The organism is Sporosarcina sp. P18a (assembly GCF_002743135.1).
Lineage (GTDB): Bacteria > Bacillota > Bacilli > Bacillales_A > Planococcaceae > Sporosarcina.
Map to the genome: position 1 here is coordinate 122,709 of NZ_PDYQ01000007.1, position 15,201 is coordinate 137,909.

The following is a 15,201-nucleotide window of genomic DNA, read 5'->3' on the forward strand; positions in this document are numbered from 1 at the left end:
GTTAGTATACGTTATTTTTTCGAATTATCCATCTGTTCTTCTAATTCATCGAGTAACATGATCAGGCGATCTATGTCCTGCAGGTCCGTGTGTTCAGGTTCAATTGCTTCTAATGTTTCAATGAATTGATTGAATCGATTTTTCAGTTCGACGACTTGTTCATTATTTTGTGATTTGTCCATACGCACACCTCTTTCTATCATTGATATCGTATACGAAAACACCATATTTTTCAATCTGATTTTGTTATACGAGTCGTAAACTATAAAAAAAAGAAAATAATAATATTTTTCATTAAAACACTTTACAATTAACTGAATAGTTGGTATAGTAAGTTTAATAAAAAGAAAAGGAGGTCGTAGTTATAGAGACGAATCGAATCCTAGACACATAACAACGAAGGAGGGGATCCGTAACAATCCAACATTGGTAATCACGTTGGATAACTACGAGTGTGAACATGCAAACTGAAGATGTAGAAAATAATTAGAGACCTTATCTGTTGGTTGTGAACATACAGATAAGGTCTCTTATTTATTGTGTAATGGTGTTTCCTTTCTCATATTCCTCCACTAACTGATCCAGTGAATGGAATTCATAGCCTTGCTTCTTGGCATCACGGATGAAATCGGGGAGTGCCTCTGCATTATCAGCTGCTACGGTATGCATTAGAATGACAGCGCCTGGGTGTAATTGGTTCATCAATTCATTATAAGCATACGCTTTTCCTTTTCGTTGATCTCGATGCCAGTCAATGAATGCAACAGACCAGAAAATATGTCTATATCCTAGATCATTTCCTTTTTGCAGTACCTTCGCATTAAATGTCCCCTCCGGTGGTCTCGTATAGATTGTCCTCTTTAGACCAGTAGTAGCATTTACAATTTCATCTAGTCTCTTCCACTCGTCTTCCATTTGTTGTTCGGTTATATTCGCCATGTTCGGGTGATCGTATGAATGATTTCCGATACCATGGCCATCTTTCACCATACGTTTCACTAAATCACTGGCACTTTTCACATAATGTCCAGTCAAGAAAAATGTGGCGGGCGCTTTCTCTTTTTTCAGCGTGTCTAAAATGCTTTCAGTGTAGCCGTTCTCATATCCGTTATCGAATGTTAGATAGACGACTTTTTTATCTCCTTTCCCTTTGTAAATTGCGCCATAATCATCAAGCAACTTATCTAGTTCTGCTCCGGCAGAAGGGGGAACACCTTCAGAAGCTTTCTTGAAACCCCAATGGAAAGCATCAGCTTGAACAGTAAAGGGATTCATCACCACGCCAACAATTAGCAAACAAGATGCCAGTAAAATTCCTGACAAATGATGAGTCATTAAGCGTCACTCCTTTTTATTAAGCATGTGCCAATACGCTTTTTGTATGTAATGAAAAAAATGTTTGTCAAAACGTGAGAACGTTTTAACAAACATTTGAAATCATTTTAATAAGTCTTCAAGCGCCGGTCGTAATGAAGGATAAGTAAATGTAAAACCATTAGCCAATAACTTTTTTGGTAGTACATGCTGACCTTGCAAAACGACGATACTCTTTTCTCCCAAGGCCACTTTCATTGCAAAACTTGGAACCGGAAACCAATGTGGACGGTGCAATACTTTTCCGATTGTTTTACCAAAAGCATTCATATGCATTGGACTCGGTGCGACTACGTTAACAGGACCTTCTACGTCATCATTCTCAATTGAGAAGAGGATTGCACTGGCTACGTCTTCAACGTGTACCCACGAGAACCATTGATTGCCTGAACCTATTTTACCACCTGCGAATAATTGATAAGGCAGTTTAATGAGTGGAAGTGCTCCGCCTTCTTTACCGAGCACTATGCCGAAGCGGGTACATACAGTTCGTACACCCATTTCATTTGCCTGTCCTGCAAGATTTTCCCAATCGGATACGGTTTTGGCTAAAAAATCATCGCCGACTGCAGAGGAATCTTCGGTATATTCAGCAGTAAGTGATGTAGGATAAATGCCGATTGCACTTGCGTTCACTAGGACGCGAGGTTTCTTTGGAAGTCTTCTTATAATCCGCAAAACTTCTTGTGTAGCTGTTATTCTGCTATCGTAGATTTGCTTTTTTCGTTCTTTGGACCAGCGACTATCATCTATGGACACGCCTGCTAAATTGACGAAAGCATCAACCTGCCCGACTTCATTTTCAGGTGAAGTATGATCGGTTAACCATTGTACATATTGAATTCCATTCTGCTTCGATGAGGGTTTACGCGTTAAAATGACTACTTCATGCCCGTTATCCTTCAATTTCTCAGTCAGAATGCTGCCAATGAATCCAGTACCACCTGCAATAACCACTTTCATAAAGGTTTCCCTCCATTCTAATGAAAATTAGTACACTATTGCTGACCACCACCACTAGAAGCGGTATACTAAGATAAAGTAGGTGATGGAAACGTGCCGCTTATTACCAAAATATCACAACAAAAACGAGATAGCGAACGTTATAATATTTTTCTTGATGATCAATATGCATTTAGTGTCCATGAAACAGTCCTTGTGAAATTTGAACTCACGAAAGGCATGGAGTTGGATGATTGGTCAACGGAAGAGATTGTTTATTCCGACCAAATTGAAAAGGCGTTTAATCGTGCATTGCATTTTTTATCATTCCGAATGCGGAGTGAAATGGAAGTTAAAAAGAAATTGCTTGAAAAAGACTATGGGGAAGCGGTTGTTCTGGAAGCTATCGTGAAATTAAAACGACTGGGCTTTTTGAATGATGAAGCATTTTCGGAAGCTCTTGTACGTACAGAAAAAAATAGTACGTTAAAAGGTCCGAGAGCTATTCAGCAATCCCTCTATAAAAAAGGTATACCCAAAGAACTGCAAACTCAAGCATTGGAGGAATATACAATGGAAGATCAAATGGCTAATGCTATGAAGTTGGCTGAAAAGACGATGCGATCGAATAGTTCACAGCCACCAGCACAAGTTAAGCAAAAAATACAAAATACATTAGCTAGAAAAGGTTTTTCTTATCAGCAAATTTCGGAAGTTCTCAGCAGTGTAACGATCGAACGTGATGAAGATGAATGGTCCGATATCACGTCTACATTTGGTGAGAAGGCGTGGAGGCGGTACCAAAGCAAATACTCAGGATCCGATCTTAGACAGCGCGTGAAACAATCTATGTATCAAAAGGGCATTCCACTTAGTCAAATCGATCAATTTATTGAACAGAAAAGGAATGAAGAAGATGAGTACTGAAAAACATTATAGTGATATGAATGAAAACGAACTGCGTAGCGAAATCGCCAATCTAATGGAAAAAGCACGTAAGGCAGAACAGATGGGGATGATCAGCGAATATGCAGTTCACCAAAGAAAGGCAGTTCTTGTACAATCTTATCTTGTAGATCCAGCTAGCATCAAGCCGGGCGAGATGTACCGCATTGAAGGGGACGATGGAGTCTTCTTTCAAGTAGATTACCTCAAAGGATTGTTCGCTTGGGGCTATCGCTTAGGTGGCGAGAGAGCGGAAGAAGCGTTGCCTCTTGCTATGTTGAAAGATATAAAAAGTGGAAAATAAACAAAAAAGAGCGCTCGTGCAATACTGCACGAACGTTCTTTAGTTGTTTGGAGCGAAATTAAGCTTTTTACGCAACTTTTCTTCAGAGAATATCCATCCTGTATAGGAATTGACTACTTCCAAGTCTTCATTCACATGGGCGACTGCGACGAATGGGTAGTAACCCTTACTTCGATAACGCAAATCAATTAAACGAACTTCGTAAATATGGCCTTCTTCCGAAATCGACCAACGATATAGTGGGGAGAATGAAGTGAAAGCCTGCATGTTCGGATCTTCCAATGCCACTTCAACTTCGGGTGACATCGGCATCACTTCGCGCTCGAATCGTTCGTAGATTGTAATGGAACGTCCGTATGCTCGTCCTACAAAATGATCAACGTCAGTCGTGGCAGCTATTCGCCACTGAAAGAAGTTCATCGTGGGTGCAGTAAATATATGCGTTGCGTTTGGAATCGTCTTCTTCACTGCGTTCTTCACCGCGCTCTTAACTGCGAAGCGCAATAGGTAATAGAAGAAGATGACGACATATAATATTGACATCGTGAAGACTGGGGGTGCGCCGAACACCCATGCCAGGATCGCAATTACATGGAGTCCGAAAATAATTGGATCAAATGTATTAATGACTCCTATGGCCACCCACTTTTGAGAAAATGGGCGAAGGGCTTGTGTACCATATGAGTTAAAGATATCCACAAATACATGTGTGAATACCGCTAAAAATGTCCAAGCCCAGACGTGAAAGAAAATGGCGCCAGGAACAAAGATAGTCAATAGTATGGAAATCAGCAACGGCCATAGCATTACAGCTGGAACCGAATGCGTAATACCGCGGTGATTACGTAAATAGACAGCGTTGTTTCGAAGTTTCAACACCGTATCGATATCGGGAATTAGTGAACCGATCATAATACCCGCAAAAACGGCGCCCATTGTGGCAGGTTCAGTTGCTACGACTGAATCAGCAAGAGCCAATCCACTGATCGCAACACCCATAGCAATATGTGTACCTGTATCCAAATCATCACTCCTTTATTGGAAGAGTTGTATACTATCTATAATTATATACCCTTTATTATCATAACTAAAAGTATTTACACGAAGAAGCGAGGTCCATATGCAAATTATTGAACAAAAGAAGGCATTCCAAGATGCGTTATTAAATTGGTATGAAGCTGAAAAGCGGGACTTACCCTGGAGAAGGACGGACAATCCATACTATATTTGGATTTCGGAAGTTATGTTACAACAGACACGAGTAGATACTGTAATACCGTATTATGAGCGTTTTATTGAAAAGTTTCCTACGATGCAAGATCTTTCAGATGCACCTGAAGAAGATATCTTGAAAATGTGGGAAGGACTTGGGTATTACTCCAGAGTACGTAATTTGCAGTCGGGCGTGAGGGAAGTCGTAGAAACATATGGTGGTAAAGTCCCTAATAACCGAAAAGAAATTTCTACTTTAAAAGGTGTGGGACCCTATACGGCAGGTGCTATCTTAAGTATTGCCTATGGAGTACCTGAACATGCAGTAGACGGGAATGTTATGCGGGTATTGTCGAGAATTTTATTAATTGAAGAAGATATCGCATTGCCGCGTAATAAAAAGTTATTTGAACAAGCTGTGATGCAATTAATTTCGGAAGAGAATCCATCTTCCTTCAACCAGGCACTTATGGAACTGGGTGCCACAATTTGTACGCCAAATCCACATTGTTTATTATGCCCCGTTAGAGAATTTTGTATCGCCTTTGAAGAAGGAAAACAACGACAATTGCCAATTAAGATAAAAAAACAGAAAATGAAGCATGTCACGATGGCTGCTTTCGCGCTTCAAAATGAAGAGGGCAAATGGCTGTTACAAAAACGTCCAAGCACCGGACTGCTTGCTAGCCTTTGGGAATTTCCAATGATCGAACTTCAAGAAACTTCTGCAGTGGAAACATTTGAAAAAGAGAATGGATTGAAATTAAAACATATTCGAGAGTTACCGCATGTCCTCCACGTATTTTCCCATATCACATGGAATATTCATGTGTATCATGCACAATTGGAAGCTCCACAAGCAGAAGGCGATTTGCAGTTCTTCACTAAAGAGGAAGTGGAAGCATTGCCAAAGTCAAAACCTGTCCTGAAAATTATCGACTTGCTGGAATGGTAAAAACTTTAGAACCTACCGTGAATAAAATCCTGACTTATAGGACATCATAGTGAGTACGGAGGTGAATAAAACATGCCAAACCAATCAAAACGTAATTCACAGCAAAACCCATCTATGACAGATGCGAACCAAGTGAAGAAACAAAATGCGCAATCATCGATGAATGAAGAGTTCGCTTCCGAGACGGACGTTAATCAAGTTCGTCAGCAAAACGCGCAGTCTGCAATGAACAAGCAGTCTTCTTCACAAGCGATGCAGTCCTCTATGAACGAGGAGTTCGGATCTGAAACAGATGTCAATGAAGTGAAACAACAAATCAACAAAGCAGAAGCAAACAAACAAAAAGCTTCAGGAGCGCGTGCGAACCAGTATAAAGGTTCAAACTAAGCGTTAGACATCGACGACCGGTAGAAAAGGCTGTTATAAGCCATTTCTACCGGTTTTCTTGTGTGAAAAAACATGCCGTGGTCCTACTGAATTCAATCAAATACGAAATAGATGGTTGAATCGTTTTAAATTTTGGAAAGCTGTTGGTATAATAGACAAATAGCAAGAGCGGTAAGGCTCAAAGGTGGTATAAAAATGGCGATTCCAAAAGAAGGAGAAACGGTACAGATACACAGCTACAAACATAACGGCAAAATTCATCGTGTCTGGCAAGAGACACTCGTATTAAAAGGCACACGCAATATTATTATCGGTGGCAATGAACGCACGCTCGTGACAGAGTCTGATGGTCGTACTTGGCTAACACGTGAGCCATCAATTTGCTATTTCCATGCAGAAAACTGGTTTAACATCATTTGTATGCTACGTGAAGATGGTGTCTACTATTATGTCAACATGAGTTCACCGTTCGTTTACGATGAAAAGTACTTGAAGTATATCGATTATGACTTGGATGTAAAAGTGTTTCCTGATATGAGCTATTTGATTCTCGATGAAGACGAATATGCAGATCATAAGCGTCAAATGCATTATCCGGAAGTTATCGATTTAATCTTGCAGGATAACTTAAAGAAGCTTCTTGGCTGGATCAAACAAAGGAAAGGTCCCTTTGCTCCTGATTTCATTGATGTCTGGACTTCACGTTATGAATTTTATAAGCAAATTCAAGAAGAACAAAGCTAGACCTGCTTGCATTCGTGCAAGTCAGGTTTTTTTAGTAGGAGGAACAGAATGGGCGAGAGTATTAAACGTTATCTTCAATTCGTAAAGCCTTATAACTGGCAAATTGTCTTCACCGTTCTCATTGGTGTTGTGAAGTTTGCTATTCCATTGTTTTTACCATTATTAATTAAAATTGTGATTGATGATATTATCGGTTCGCCGACATTAAGTGATTCTGATAAAACGAAGCAATTATTTTATTGGCTCGGTGGCACGATCATTGTGTTTTTCTTGATCCGTCCACCTGTGGAATATTATCGTCAATACTATGCGCAATTAGTGAGTAATAAAATTTTGTTTGATATTCGCAAATCGCTTTACGGTCATTTGCAAAAGCTTGGACTTCGTTTCTATTCCAATACACGTGCAGGTGAAGTAATTTCTCGAGTTATAAATGACGTAGAACAGACAAAAAACTTCGTTATGATTGGTTTGATGAATGTCTGGCTTGACTTGGCTACCATTATTATTGCAATTGCCATCATGTTGACTCTGGATGTGGAGTTGACACTCGTTACATTGCTCGCATTTCCGTTTTATGCGTTTAGCGTCAAGCATTTCTTCGGTAAATTGCGTCAACTAACACGCAAACGATCCCAAGCACTTGCCGATGTACAAAGTTATTTACATGAGCGTGTGGCGGGAGTCAGTATTATTAAAAGTTTTGCAATCGAAGACAAAGAGCAGGAACGTTTTGATGAAGTAAACAATAAATTCCTTGACCGGGCAATTGAACATACACGCTGGAATGCCAAAGCATTTGCAGTTGTCAATACGATTACCGATGTGGCTCCGTTACTCGTTGTTGGCTATGCTGGTTATCAAGTAATCAATGGTTCTTTAACAGTTGGAACGATGGTGGCTTTTATTGCTTTCATAGAAAGACTCTACTCACCGTTACGTCGTCTTGTAAACTCATCTACTTCCTTGACGCAATCATTTGCTTCAATGGACAGAGTACTGGACTTAATGAATGAAAAGTATGACGTGGTCGATAAAAAGGATGCAAAAGTTTTACCATCGATTGCTGGGAAGATTGAGTTTGATCGTGTCAGCTTTGCATATGACGAAGATGAAGTACTGACAAATATTAGTTTGAACATCCGCCCTGGCGAAACGGCTGCACTTGTTGGGATGAGTGGTGGAGGAAAATCAACTATTATCAGTTTGATTCCGCGATTTTACGATGTTACATCGGGCGCTATTCGCATCGACGGTCATGATATTCGTGACGTAAAAGTTAAATCGCTTCGTGATCAGATCGGTATGGTACTTCAAGATTCAATTCTATTTAGCGATTCTGTCAAAAGTAATATTTTGATGGGGAAACCGGATGCGACAGATGAAGAAGTCATTGCTGCAGCGAAAGCCGCAAATGCGCATGACTTTATTGAAACACTGAGTGATGGATATGATACAAGGGTAGGAGAGCGTGGCGTGAAATTGTCTGGTGGACAGAAGCAACGTATCTCCATTGCCCGCGTTTTCCTTAAGAACCCGGCATTGCTCATTTTGGATGAAGCAACATCGGCCTTGGATTTAGAAAGCGAAGCGCTCATACAGGATTCTTTGGAACGCTTGGCCCACAATCGCACAACGCTAATCGTCGCACATCGCTTATCTACCATTACGCATGCGGATTGTATTTATGTGATAGATCATGGGGACTTGAAAGAATCTGGTACTCATTCGGAGTTGATGAAACTAAACGGCACGTACGCTGGTTTGTTCAATCGCCAGGAACTTGGGGGATAAAAGGATCGATGCGAGAGAAATAGTGTAAGTCTGTAACTACAATCCGAACTATTTGGCAATTGAATTTCTGCTATGTATGTAAACTATTTATACAAATAAAAACGGTGGAGGACTATACAAGTCCACCACCGTTTTATTAATAAAATTCATCTTCTAGAATATTTTCTTCATCTTCATATCGTGTTTGATAAGAAGTGATCAAGGTATCCAGATGCTCCAGCTGTTCCTCGTAATTCAGGATAGCAGATAGGACATGAAGTAAGTGATAGGAAGAGAATTCCTCTTCCTCATTAGTAATCGCAATTTCCTTCACGAAAATATTCATCACTTCTTGTCGTTGAATAAACTCACTATGGGTTTCTTCCTCGTCGAAATCCGCCTTTAACTTACCGACAAATTTCAGATGAAGCTGTTCATGATAGACGAGTAATGATTCCAGACGCTCCTGAATCATCATACGGAAGTGCTCTGGGAGATTGATGAGTTCATTTTCAAACTTATGCAGTCTCTTTAGCACGTCATAACTACTTCTAGTTGTACCGATCAATTGGCGATAGACAACAAGCCGTCTCGCTTTTGCGGCAGAAGTTTTTTTGAAGTAGCTGCGCTCTTCTTTAAATAATAAGTACAGCTGATCAATTTGTATTAGACGTTCCTTTAACTTACTCAACGATTTCTTCATAGCTGTGTGTTCCGAAGCCTGACGACCAGCTAGACGCGTCCAACGAATAATTTCATCTTGTGCTTGATGAATCGCCTGAAATAGTTTTGTTTCATATTTTGGTGGCATAAATACTAGATTCACGAGGAATGCCGCTAGTACACCTACCAAAATTGTACCTACACGTAGGAGAGCAAATGTTAAGAAGGCGTCGTCTTTAACCTCCATCACTGCAATCATCGTGACGAGTGCAAGTGACATAGACTTTTCAAGTCCGAGTTTCAACATAATCGTCATGACGATGACAGCTGCCAAACCGACGATGATTAATTGTGGCCCGAAAATAAGTGTGAATAAAACTGCTATAGTGGCACCGATTAAATTACCTTGCAACTGTTCTACTATTGTTAAGTAAGATCTGTAAATAGAGGGTTGGATTGCGAAAATAGCTGCAATACCTGCGAACACTGCTGTAGGTAATTCTAGTAAATTTGCGAGAAACAGAGCAAATACAATCGCAATACCCGTCTTAAAGACGCGGGCACCAAGTTTCATTGGGTAATTCCTTTCCTAAAAGCTTTTTTATGCTAACTTTACAATATATGCATAAAACGGTCAATTGTTCTATTTCAAAGTGCTTTAAATGCACGTTCTACTGCTTCAAGTGTTTCGTTTATATCTGACTCGGTATGAGCAGAAGTTAAGAACCATGCCTCATACTTTGATGGTGCTAAGTTGATACCGTTTTTCAGCATCTCTTTAAAGAAACGGCCGAAAATTTCTCCGTCTGTCGCTTCAGCTTGCTTGTAGTTTTCCACTTTGACGTCTGTGAAAAATAATGTAAGTGCCCCTCCTAGACGATTGGTCGTCAATTGGACACGGTGTTTTTTAGCCAACTTTAGTATGCCATCTTCAAGTAAACCGCCTAAGCGATCCATCTCATCATAGATACCTGGTTGTTGAAGTACTTCAAGACACGCAATTCCTGAAAGCATAGATGCAGGATTTCCCGCCATTGTTCCGGCTTGATAGGCAGGGCCGAGTGGAGCGACTTGTTCCATAACTTCTTTTTTACCGCCATAAGCACCGATCGGCAAGCCGCCACCAATAATTTTTCCGAATGCTGTTAAATCCGGTTGAAGTCCGAGTAACGTTTGTGCCGCACCATAATGAAAACGGAACGCTGTAATGACTTCATCATAGATAGTCAAAACACCATGCTCTTTTGCCAGATCATGAACGAGTTCCAAGAAACCTTCATTTGGCTCGACAATACCAAAGTTCCCGACAATCGGTTCGATTAGAATACAAGCAAGTTCATCACCCCATTGTTCCATCGCTGCTTTATAGCTTTCGGGATCATTAAACGGAATGGTAATGACCTCTTCCGCGATAGAAGAAGGTACGCCTGCAGAATCTGGTGTGCCTAATGTAGCAGGACCTGATCCGGCAGCTACTAATACAAGATCCGAATGGCCGTGATAGCAACCCGCAAACTTCATAATCTTTGTACGTCCAGTATATGCCCTTGCTACACGAATTGTTGTCATGACAGCCTCAGTACCTGAATTCACGAAGCGGACTTTGTCCATTCCCGGAATAGCCTCTTTTAACATTTTGGCAAATTGTACTTCGTGGCGTGTAGGTGTGCCGTACAGTACGCCTGTTTCCGCTGCCTTCGTAATTGCTTTAGTTATGTGAGGGTGCGCATGTCCTGTAATGATCGGACCGTATGCCCCCAAGTAGTCAATATAACGATTGCCATCTACATCATAGATATAAGCGCCTTCTGCACGTTCCATGACAGTAGGTGCACCTCCGCCAACGGCTCCATAAGCACGGGCAGGGCTGTTGACGCCACCCACAATATGTTCACATGCTTCAGCATAGATTGCTTCTGAATTTTTTCGGTTCATTAGTTTATTCCTCCAAATCAATTATACGTTATCCATTTTAGCATTAATCCAAGTGAAGTCTCTACTTTCAGAGTGAAGTATAGGTAAATTGTAAAATTCAAATACTTCCGATACGATAAGTAGGGAGAGATCGAAGTACGCTATTCGTCGATAGATTAAAGGAGGATTCACAATGGAAAAATTAGAAGGAAAACAAGCACCAGCATTTTCGTTAGCAAATGAAAATGGTGAGATAGTTTCATTAGATCAATTTAAAGGAAAGAAATACGTAGTGTTATACTTTTATCCAAAAGACTCAACACCTGGCTGTACGACAGAGGCTTGTGATTTTCGTGATGCGCAAGCGGATTTTGAAGGGTTAAATGCTGTAGTGCTAGGTGTCAGTCCTGACCATGCGGCTTCCCATCAAAAGTTTATCGCGAAGCACGGCTTGCCATTTTCTTTATTAGTAGATGAAGATCATATAGTGGCTGAACAGTATGGTGTGTGGAAGCTAAAAAAGAACTTCGGTAAAGAGTATATGGGAATAGAGCGATCTACATTCTTAATTGATCCAACGGGTACGGTAGTGAAAGAATGGCGGAAGGTTCGTGTGAAAGGTCATGTAGCAGATGCACTTGCGACTTTGGAGCAACTGACGAACTAGGAGGTAGATAATATGAAGATATTATTCACATTTAAGATTAAAACCTCATTTAAAGAGCAATTGATAGAAAAATATCCGAATGTCGAATTTTTGCATACAACAAATATTGATGAAGCTTCATTGGAAGATATAGAAGTAATCGTGACAGATGGTGGGGATTTGAAATCAGAACATGTCGAAAGAGCTCCTAAATTGAAATGGGTCATGGTTGCGGCTGTAGGAGTCGATACATTGCCGAGCGAAGCGCTTCAGGCGCGAGATGTTCTAGTTACTAATTCCCATGGGGTTCATAAAATGCCGTTAGCCGAATCCGTACTGGCACATTTGCTATCCCTTGAAAGGGGATTGCCAGATATCTATAAAAGAGAGACGGAGAAAAAATGGGCGTTAGACTCTTTGCCTGGTGAAATGAATCACTCCACGGCTTTAATAGTAGGAACAGGAGCAATAGGAGGAGAAATCGGAAGGCTTCTACAGGCATTTCATGTACATACAATTGGATGTAACCGTACAGGTCATTCAAGTCCTTATATGAATGAAACGATTTCTTTAGATGAAATTATGGAAAAACTACCTCACGTCGATTATGTGATTTCTATATTGCCAAGCACTCCTCAAACGCGATGGATTTATCAACCGGAACATTTCCGTGCCATGAAAGAGACGGCTGTTTTTATGAATGTGGGCAGGGGCGACGCAGTAAAAGAGCAGTATGTGTTGGATGCGTTAAAACAAAATGAAATCCGTCATGCGGTGCTTGATGTATTTGAAACAGAGCCGTTACCTAAGGAAAGTCCATTTTGGGAGTTGCCGAACTGTACGGTATCCCCTCATATGTCCAGTCTGTCAGATCAATATATTAAACGATCTTTAGACATTATGGATACGAATCTTGAGAAATGGGTAGTGGGAGATCAAGATCTCATCAATCAAGTGGATTTGTCGAGAGGGTATTAATGTAGCATTACCGGCAGAATAGTTGACAATACACCCCACAGTTGAGTAAACTAATTATAATGATTATAAAGAAGTAATCCTTATGAAGTGAGGTGCATTACGATGCCTGGAGTGTTCTTAAAAGATGCATTAGTAACATTGAAAGAAAGTGGTGTGAGAATTACTCCGCAACGACATGCGATTCTCGAGTATTTAATCACATCCCATTCACATCCAACTGCTGATGAAATCTATAAAGCGCTAGAAGAAGATTTTCCTAATATGAGTGTGGCTACAGTTTATAACAACTTACGTGTATTCCAAAACTCTGGATTAGTAAAAGAGTTGACTTATGGAGATGCATCGAGTCGTTTTGATTTTGTGACACATGATCATTACCATATTATTTGTGACGATTGTGGAAAAATCGTAGATTTCCATCATCCTGGTCTAGAAGAAGTAGAACGTCTTGCAGCGCATGTAACCGGGTTCCAAGTAAATTCACATCGACTGGAAGTATACGGAACTTGTCCTGACTGTGCAGCGACGCAACAAAATCAAGCAAAATAAAAGAGTGTAGCCCACTGGGGTTACACTCTTTTATATAGTATTATTTTTCTTGCTTCACTTTTTTATTATACGCGATGTCGAATTCTTTACCTTCAAGGTTTGGATCAAGTGTTAATGGCTCGCGGCAATGTCCACACATATCAACCCGTCCGAGTACTTTCGTATGCTTACCGCAATTCGGACATTGTACTCGTATAGCCCGTGTCGATAAAGTACCAATCCAAGCGTACACTACTGTACTACCGATAATGGCAAGCATTCCCAAGAACATAAAGATCAGCATGACAATTTCATTGGAACGGAAAAAGATTCCGATGTACATAATGACAACGCCAATGAAAATAAGTGCCAAGGCAAACGAACGAATGCGATTTATTTTATTTTTGTAAGGCTTCATTTCAAGTTTCCTCCTAACGCTATCCTCACCTAATATATCATATTATTATTTAATTGCAGTATAAACTCCCTTTAAAATAAAGGACTTTATGTGAAAATCGTCGAATTAGAGTATTCGAGACGGTATATAGAAAACTGGGAGGCGAGAAAGTGGAGCAAATGCTACGGCCGGTGTATCAAGAGAGAGCAAGTTTACCTGAGACATTAAGCGTGCTTCTCATTGGTAATCAAAGAGAAGACGACCCGATCACTGATACCTTTGATGAAATCTTATTTATTATTACCTCAAACAATGAGATACCCATTCAGACAAAACATTATACAGATGGCAGACGTAAGGCCGCTATGCACATCATTAGTGAACGACAATTAACGCATTGGTTGCTTGTAGGGACGAACAAGAAAATCATCGATTGGCTTATCCTTGGAAAAGTATTTTTTGACCGTGATGAATATGCGGAACGACTGAAAGAACGTTTATCAGAAGAGCCGTTGTTTGGTCGGGGTATTAAAATGGGAATGGAAATGGCTAAAATGATTCGCGCTTATAATGAAGGGAAAATTCATTTCGAAAGAAAACAATATATGGATTCCTATCTATACGCGATCAATACTTTGCATCACCTAGCTAGGTTCGTTGCTGTTAAACGTAATGTCCTACCTGAAAACACTGTCTGGGCACAGATGAAGAAAATAGATCCAGCTGTTTTTAAGTTATATGAAGAACTGATTGGCAGTGAAGAGGAATTAGGGAAGCGTTTGGATTTGGTATTCTTGGCAAGTGAGTTCTTCATCCATAACTATACGAATGAAGCAGCTGTGCATTTGTTGAAGATTATGAGTGAAAAGGAATCATGGACTGTTCAGCAATTACATGAACAGGATGAGCTAGCGTTGTATTCTTCGGATTTAGAATTCTTTATCGAGTATTTAGTGGACAAGCGTCTAATAGAAATTACACAAGTACCATCTAAAAATGACTTGCTATTCCATAGAGAGTACCGTATTATAAGAGCTCGGTAGCTGTCATAGAGCGATTCTATGATCGCTCTACAATTTTTATTGAAATAGTTGTTGACTTATTCTTTGGTATCATGTTATTATAGTAAATGTCGCTTGGGGCAAACGTTCTAACAGCGCACACAAAACATTCGAAAAAAGAATTTTAAAAAAGACTTGACGAATGAATGCAAGATGAGCTATATTAGAGAAGTTGCTTTTACAAGAAGCACAAAACACGAACCTTGAAAACTGAACAGCAAAACGTTAACGAAATACAGTTTGCGCACCTAACGGTGACACAAACAAAATGAGTATCTTAATTGATGCCAGCAAATGAAACTCGAGCTAATCGAATTTTCATTTTACTGACTGACAAGATGTAGTGAAGTACTAGGAGATGAAGGAGAGAAGGAGGGA

The 15,201-nt window shown here is 40.2% G+C and carries 17 protein-coding genes; 10 read left to right on the forward strand and 7 right to left on the reverse strand.

Going from position 1 to position 15,201, the window contains the following annotated elements; genetic code table 11:
• Positions 1–11: 11 nt before the first annotated feature.
• The 3 genes from CSV75_RS16485 to CSV75_RS14670 form a co-directional block, all read right to left on the reverse strand.
• On the reverse strand, positions 12–182 hold the full coding sequence (locus CSV75_RS16485; protein ID WP_099631779.1) for an SE1561 family protein: 171 nt from the start codon (positions 180–182) through the stop codon (positions 12–14).
• Between the two features lie 352 nt (positions 183–534).
• Positions 535–1,335 carry a polysaccharide deacetylase family protein gene (locus CSV75_RS14665; protein WP_099676429.1) on the reverse strand — a complete coding sequence of 267 codons (801 nt, stop codon included), beginning with the start codon at positions 1,333–1,335 and terminating at the stop codon, positions 535–537.
• Between the two features lie 102 nt (positions 1,336–1,437).
• Positions 1,438–2,337 carry a TIGR01777 family oxidoreductase gene (locus CSV75_RS14670; RefSeq protein ID WP_099676430.1) on the reverse strand — a complete coding sequence of 300 codons (900 nt, stop codon included), beginning with the start codon at positions 2,335–2,337 and terminating at the stop codon, positions 1,438–1,440.
• A gap of 93 nt (positions 2,338–2,430) precedes the next feature.
• On the opposite strand from CSV75_RS14670, the gene recX reads away from it, so the two are divergent.
• Complete coding sequence (recX, locus tag CSV75_RS14675) at positions 2,431–3,243, forward strand: recombination regulator RecX (protein ID WP_099631782.1); 813 nt, start codon at positions 2,431–2,433, stop codon at positions 3,241–3,243.
• Positions 3,233–3,565 carry a YfhH family protein gene (locus CSV75_RS14680; protein ID WP_099631783.1) on the forward strand — a complete coding sequence of 111 codons (333 nt, stop codon included), beginning with the start codon at positions 3,233–3,235 and terminating at the stop codon, positions 3,563–3,565. The genes recX and CSV75_RS14680 overlap by 11 nt, the downstream gene beginning before the upstream one ends.
• A 39-nt stretch (positions 3,566–3,604) precedes the next feature.
• Here the strand turns inward: CSV75_RS14680 and CSV75_RS14685 are convergent, their stop codons facing one another.
• Positions 3,605–4,588, reverse strand: coding sequence for a metal-dependent hydrolase (locus CSV75_RS14685; RefSeq protein WP_099676431.1), 984 nt, complete (start codon positions 4,586–4,588; stop codon positions 3,605–3,607).
• 97 nt (positions 4,589–4,685) lie between these two features.
• Here CSV75_RS14685 and mutY point away from each other — a divergent pair, with 97 nt between their 5' ends.
• The 4 genes from mutY to CSV75_RS14705 all read left to right on the forward strand — a co-directional run bounded on the left by mutY (position 4,686) and on the right by CSV75_RS14705 (position 8,657).
• Entirely contained in the window at positions 4,686–5,732 is a 1,047-nt protein-coding gene (gene mutY, locus CSV75_RS14690) for an A/G-specific adenine glycosylase (protein WP_099676432.1), read from the forward strand.
• A 72-nt stretch (positions 5,733–5,804) separates the two neighbouring features.
• The gene (locus tag CSV75_RS14695; protein ID WP_099676433.1) at positions 5,805–6,119 is read left to right on the forward strand and encodes a gamma-type small acid-soluble spore protein; all 315 of its coding nucleotides are present in this window, start codon (positions 5,805–5,807) and stop codon (positions 6,117–6,119) included.
• Between the two features lie 195 nt (positions 6,120–6,314).
• Complete coding sequence (ntdP, locus tag CSV75_RS14700) at positions 6,315–6,863, forward strand: nucleoside tri-diphosphate phosphatase (protein WP_099631787.1); 549 nt, start codon at positions 6,315–6,317, stop codon at positions 6,861–6,863.
• Between the two features lie 48 nt (positions 6,864–6,911).
• On the forward strand, positions 6,912–8,657 hold the full coding sequence (locus CSV75_RS14705) for an ABC transporter ATP-binding protein (RefSeq protein ID WP_099676434.1): 1,746 nt from the start codon (positions 6,912–6,914) through the stop codon (positions 8,655–8,657).
• A 136-nt stretch (positions 8,658–8,793) separates the two neighbouring features.
• On the opposite strand, the gene CSV75_RS14710 is transcribed toward CSV75_RS14705, so the two are convergent.
• Positions 8,794–9,873: an FUSC family protein gene (locus CSV75_RS14710; protein ID WP_099676435.1), complete on the reverse strand. Its 1,080-nt coding sequence runs from the start codon at positions 9,871–9,873 to the stop codon at positions 8,794–8,796.
• 74 nt (positions 9,874–9,947) lie between these two features.
• Positions 9,948–11,234: a glutamate-1-semialdehyde 2,1-aminomutase gene (locus CSV75_RS14715; protein ID WP_099676436.1), complete on the reverse strand. Its 1,287-nt coding sequence runs from the start codon at positions 11,232–11,234 to the stop codon at positions 9,948–9,950.
• A 172-nt stretch (positions 11,235–11,406) separates the two neighbouring features.
• On the opposite strand from CSV75_RS14715, the gene bcp reads away from it, so the two are divergent.
• The 3 genes from bcp (at position 11,407) to perR (ending at position 13,386) form a co-directional block, all read left to right on the forward strand.
• Positions 11,407–11,880, forward strand: a complete 474-nt coding sequence (gene bcp / locus CSV75_RS14720; RefSeq protein ID WP_099631791.1) for a thioredoxin-dependent thiol peroxidase — start codon at positions 11,407–11,409, stop codon at positions 11,878–11,880.
• A 12-nt stretch (positions 11,881–11,892) separates the two neighbouring features.
• Complete coding sequence (locus tag CSV75_RS14725; protein ID WP_099676437.1) at positions 11,893–12,837, forward strand: D-2-hydroxyacid dehydrogenase; 945 nt, start codon at positions 11,893–11,895, stop codon at positions 12,835–12,837.
• A gap of 102 nt (positions 12,838–12,939) precedes the next feature.
• Positions 12,940–13,386, forward strand: coding sequence for a peroxide-responsive transcriptional repressor PerR (gene perR, locus CSV75_RS14730; protein ID WP_099631793.1), 447 nt, complete (start codon positions 12,940–12,942; stop codon positions 13,384–13,386).
• A gap of 40 nt (positions 13,387–13,426) precedes the next feature.
• On the opposite strand, the gene CSV75_RS14735 is transcribed toward perR, so the two are convergent.
• Complete coding sequence (locus CSV75_RS14735) at positions 13,427–13,783, reverse strand: YgzB family protein (protein WP_099631794.1); 357 nt, start codon at positions 13,781–13,783, stop codon at positions 13,427–13,429.
• 158 nt (positions 13,784–13,941) lie between these two features.
• On the opposite strand from CSV75_RS14735, the gene CSV75_RS14740 reads away from it, so the two are divergent.
• Entirely contained in the window at positions 13,942–14,805 is an 864-nt protein-coding gene (locus CSV75_RS14740; RefSeq protein WP_369825391.1) for a nucleotidyltransferase-like protein, read from the forward strand.
• Positions 14,806–15,201 lie beyond the last annotated feature (396 nt).

What these genes read in the sequence shown, in the direction of transcription:
- CSV75_RS16485 (WP_099631779.1), bottom strand. Translation starts at nt 182, where the DNA reads ATGGACAAATCACAAAATAATGAACAAGTCGTCGAACTGAAAAATCGA.
- CSV75_RS14665 (WP_099676429.1), bottom strand. Translation starts at nt 1,335, where the DNA reads ATGACTCATCATTTGTCAGGAATTTTACTGGCATCTTGTTTGCTAATT.
- CSV75_RS14670 (WP_099676430.1), bottom strand. Translation starts at nt 2,337, where the DNA reads ATGAAAGTGGTTATTGCAGGTGGTACTGGATTCATTGGCAGCATTCTG.
- CSV75_RS14680 (WP_099631783.1), top strand. Translation starts at nt 3,233, where the DNA reads ATGAGTACTGAAAAACATTATAGTGATATGAATGAAAACGAACTGCGT.
- mutY (WP_099676432.1), top strand. Translation starts at nt 4,686, where the DNA reads ATGCAAATTATTGAACAAAAGAAGGCATTCCAAGATGCGTTATTAAAT.
- CSV75_RS14695 (WP_099676433.1), top strand. Translation starts at nt 5,805, where the DNA reads ATGCCAAACCAATCAAAACGTAATTCACAGCAAAACCCATCTATGACA.
- ntdP (WP_099631787.1), top strand. Translation starts at nt 6,315, where the DNA reads ATGGCGATTCCAAAAGAAGGAGAAACGGTACAGATACACAGCTACAAA.
- CSV75_RS14705 (WP_099676434.1), top strand. Translation starts at nt 6,912, where the DNA reads ATGGGCGAGAGTATTAAACGTTATCTTCAATTCGTAAAGCCTTATAAC.
- CSV75_RS14710 (WP_099676435.1), bottom strand. Translation starts at nt 9,873, where the DNA reads ATGAAACTTGGTGCCCGCGTCTTTAAGACGGGTATTGCGATTGTATTT.
- CSV75_RS14715 (WP_099676436.1), bottom strand. Translation starts at nt 11,234, where the DNA reads ATGAACCGAAAAAATTCAGAAGCAATCTATGCTGAAGCATGTGAACAT.
- bcp (WP_099631791.1), top strand. Translation starts at nt 11,407, where the DNA reads ATGGAAAAATTAGAAGGAAAACAAGCACCAGCATTTTCGTTAGCAAAT.
- CSV75_RS14725 (WP_099676437.1), top strand. Translation starts at nt 11,893, where the DNA reads ATGAAGATATTATTCACATTTAAGATTAAAACCTCATTTAAAGAGCAA.
- perR (WP_099631793.1), top strand. Translation starts at nt 12,940, where the DNA reads ATGCCTGGAGTGTTCTTAAAAGATGCATTAGTAACATTGAAAGAAAGT.
- CSV75_RS14735 (WP_099631794.1), bottom strand. Translation starts at nt 13,783, where the DNA reads ATGAAGCCTTACAAAAATAAAATAAATCGCATTCGTTCGTTTGCCTTG.
- CSV75_RS14740 (WP_369825391.1), top strand. Translation starts at nt 13,942, where the DNA reads ATGCTACGGCCGGTGTATCAAGAGAGAGCAAGTTTACCTGAGACATTA.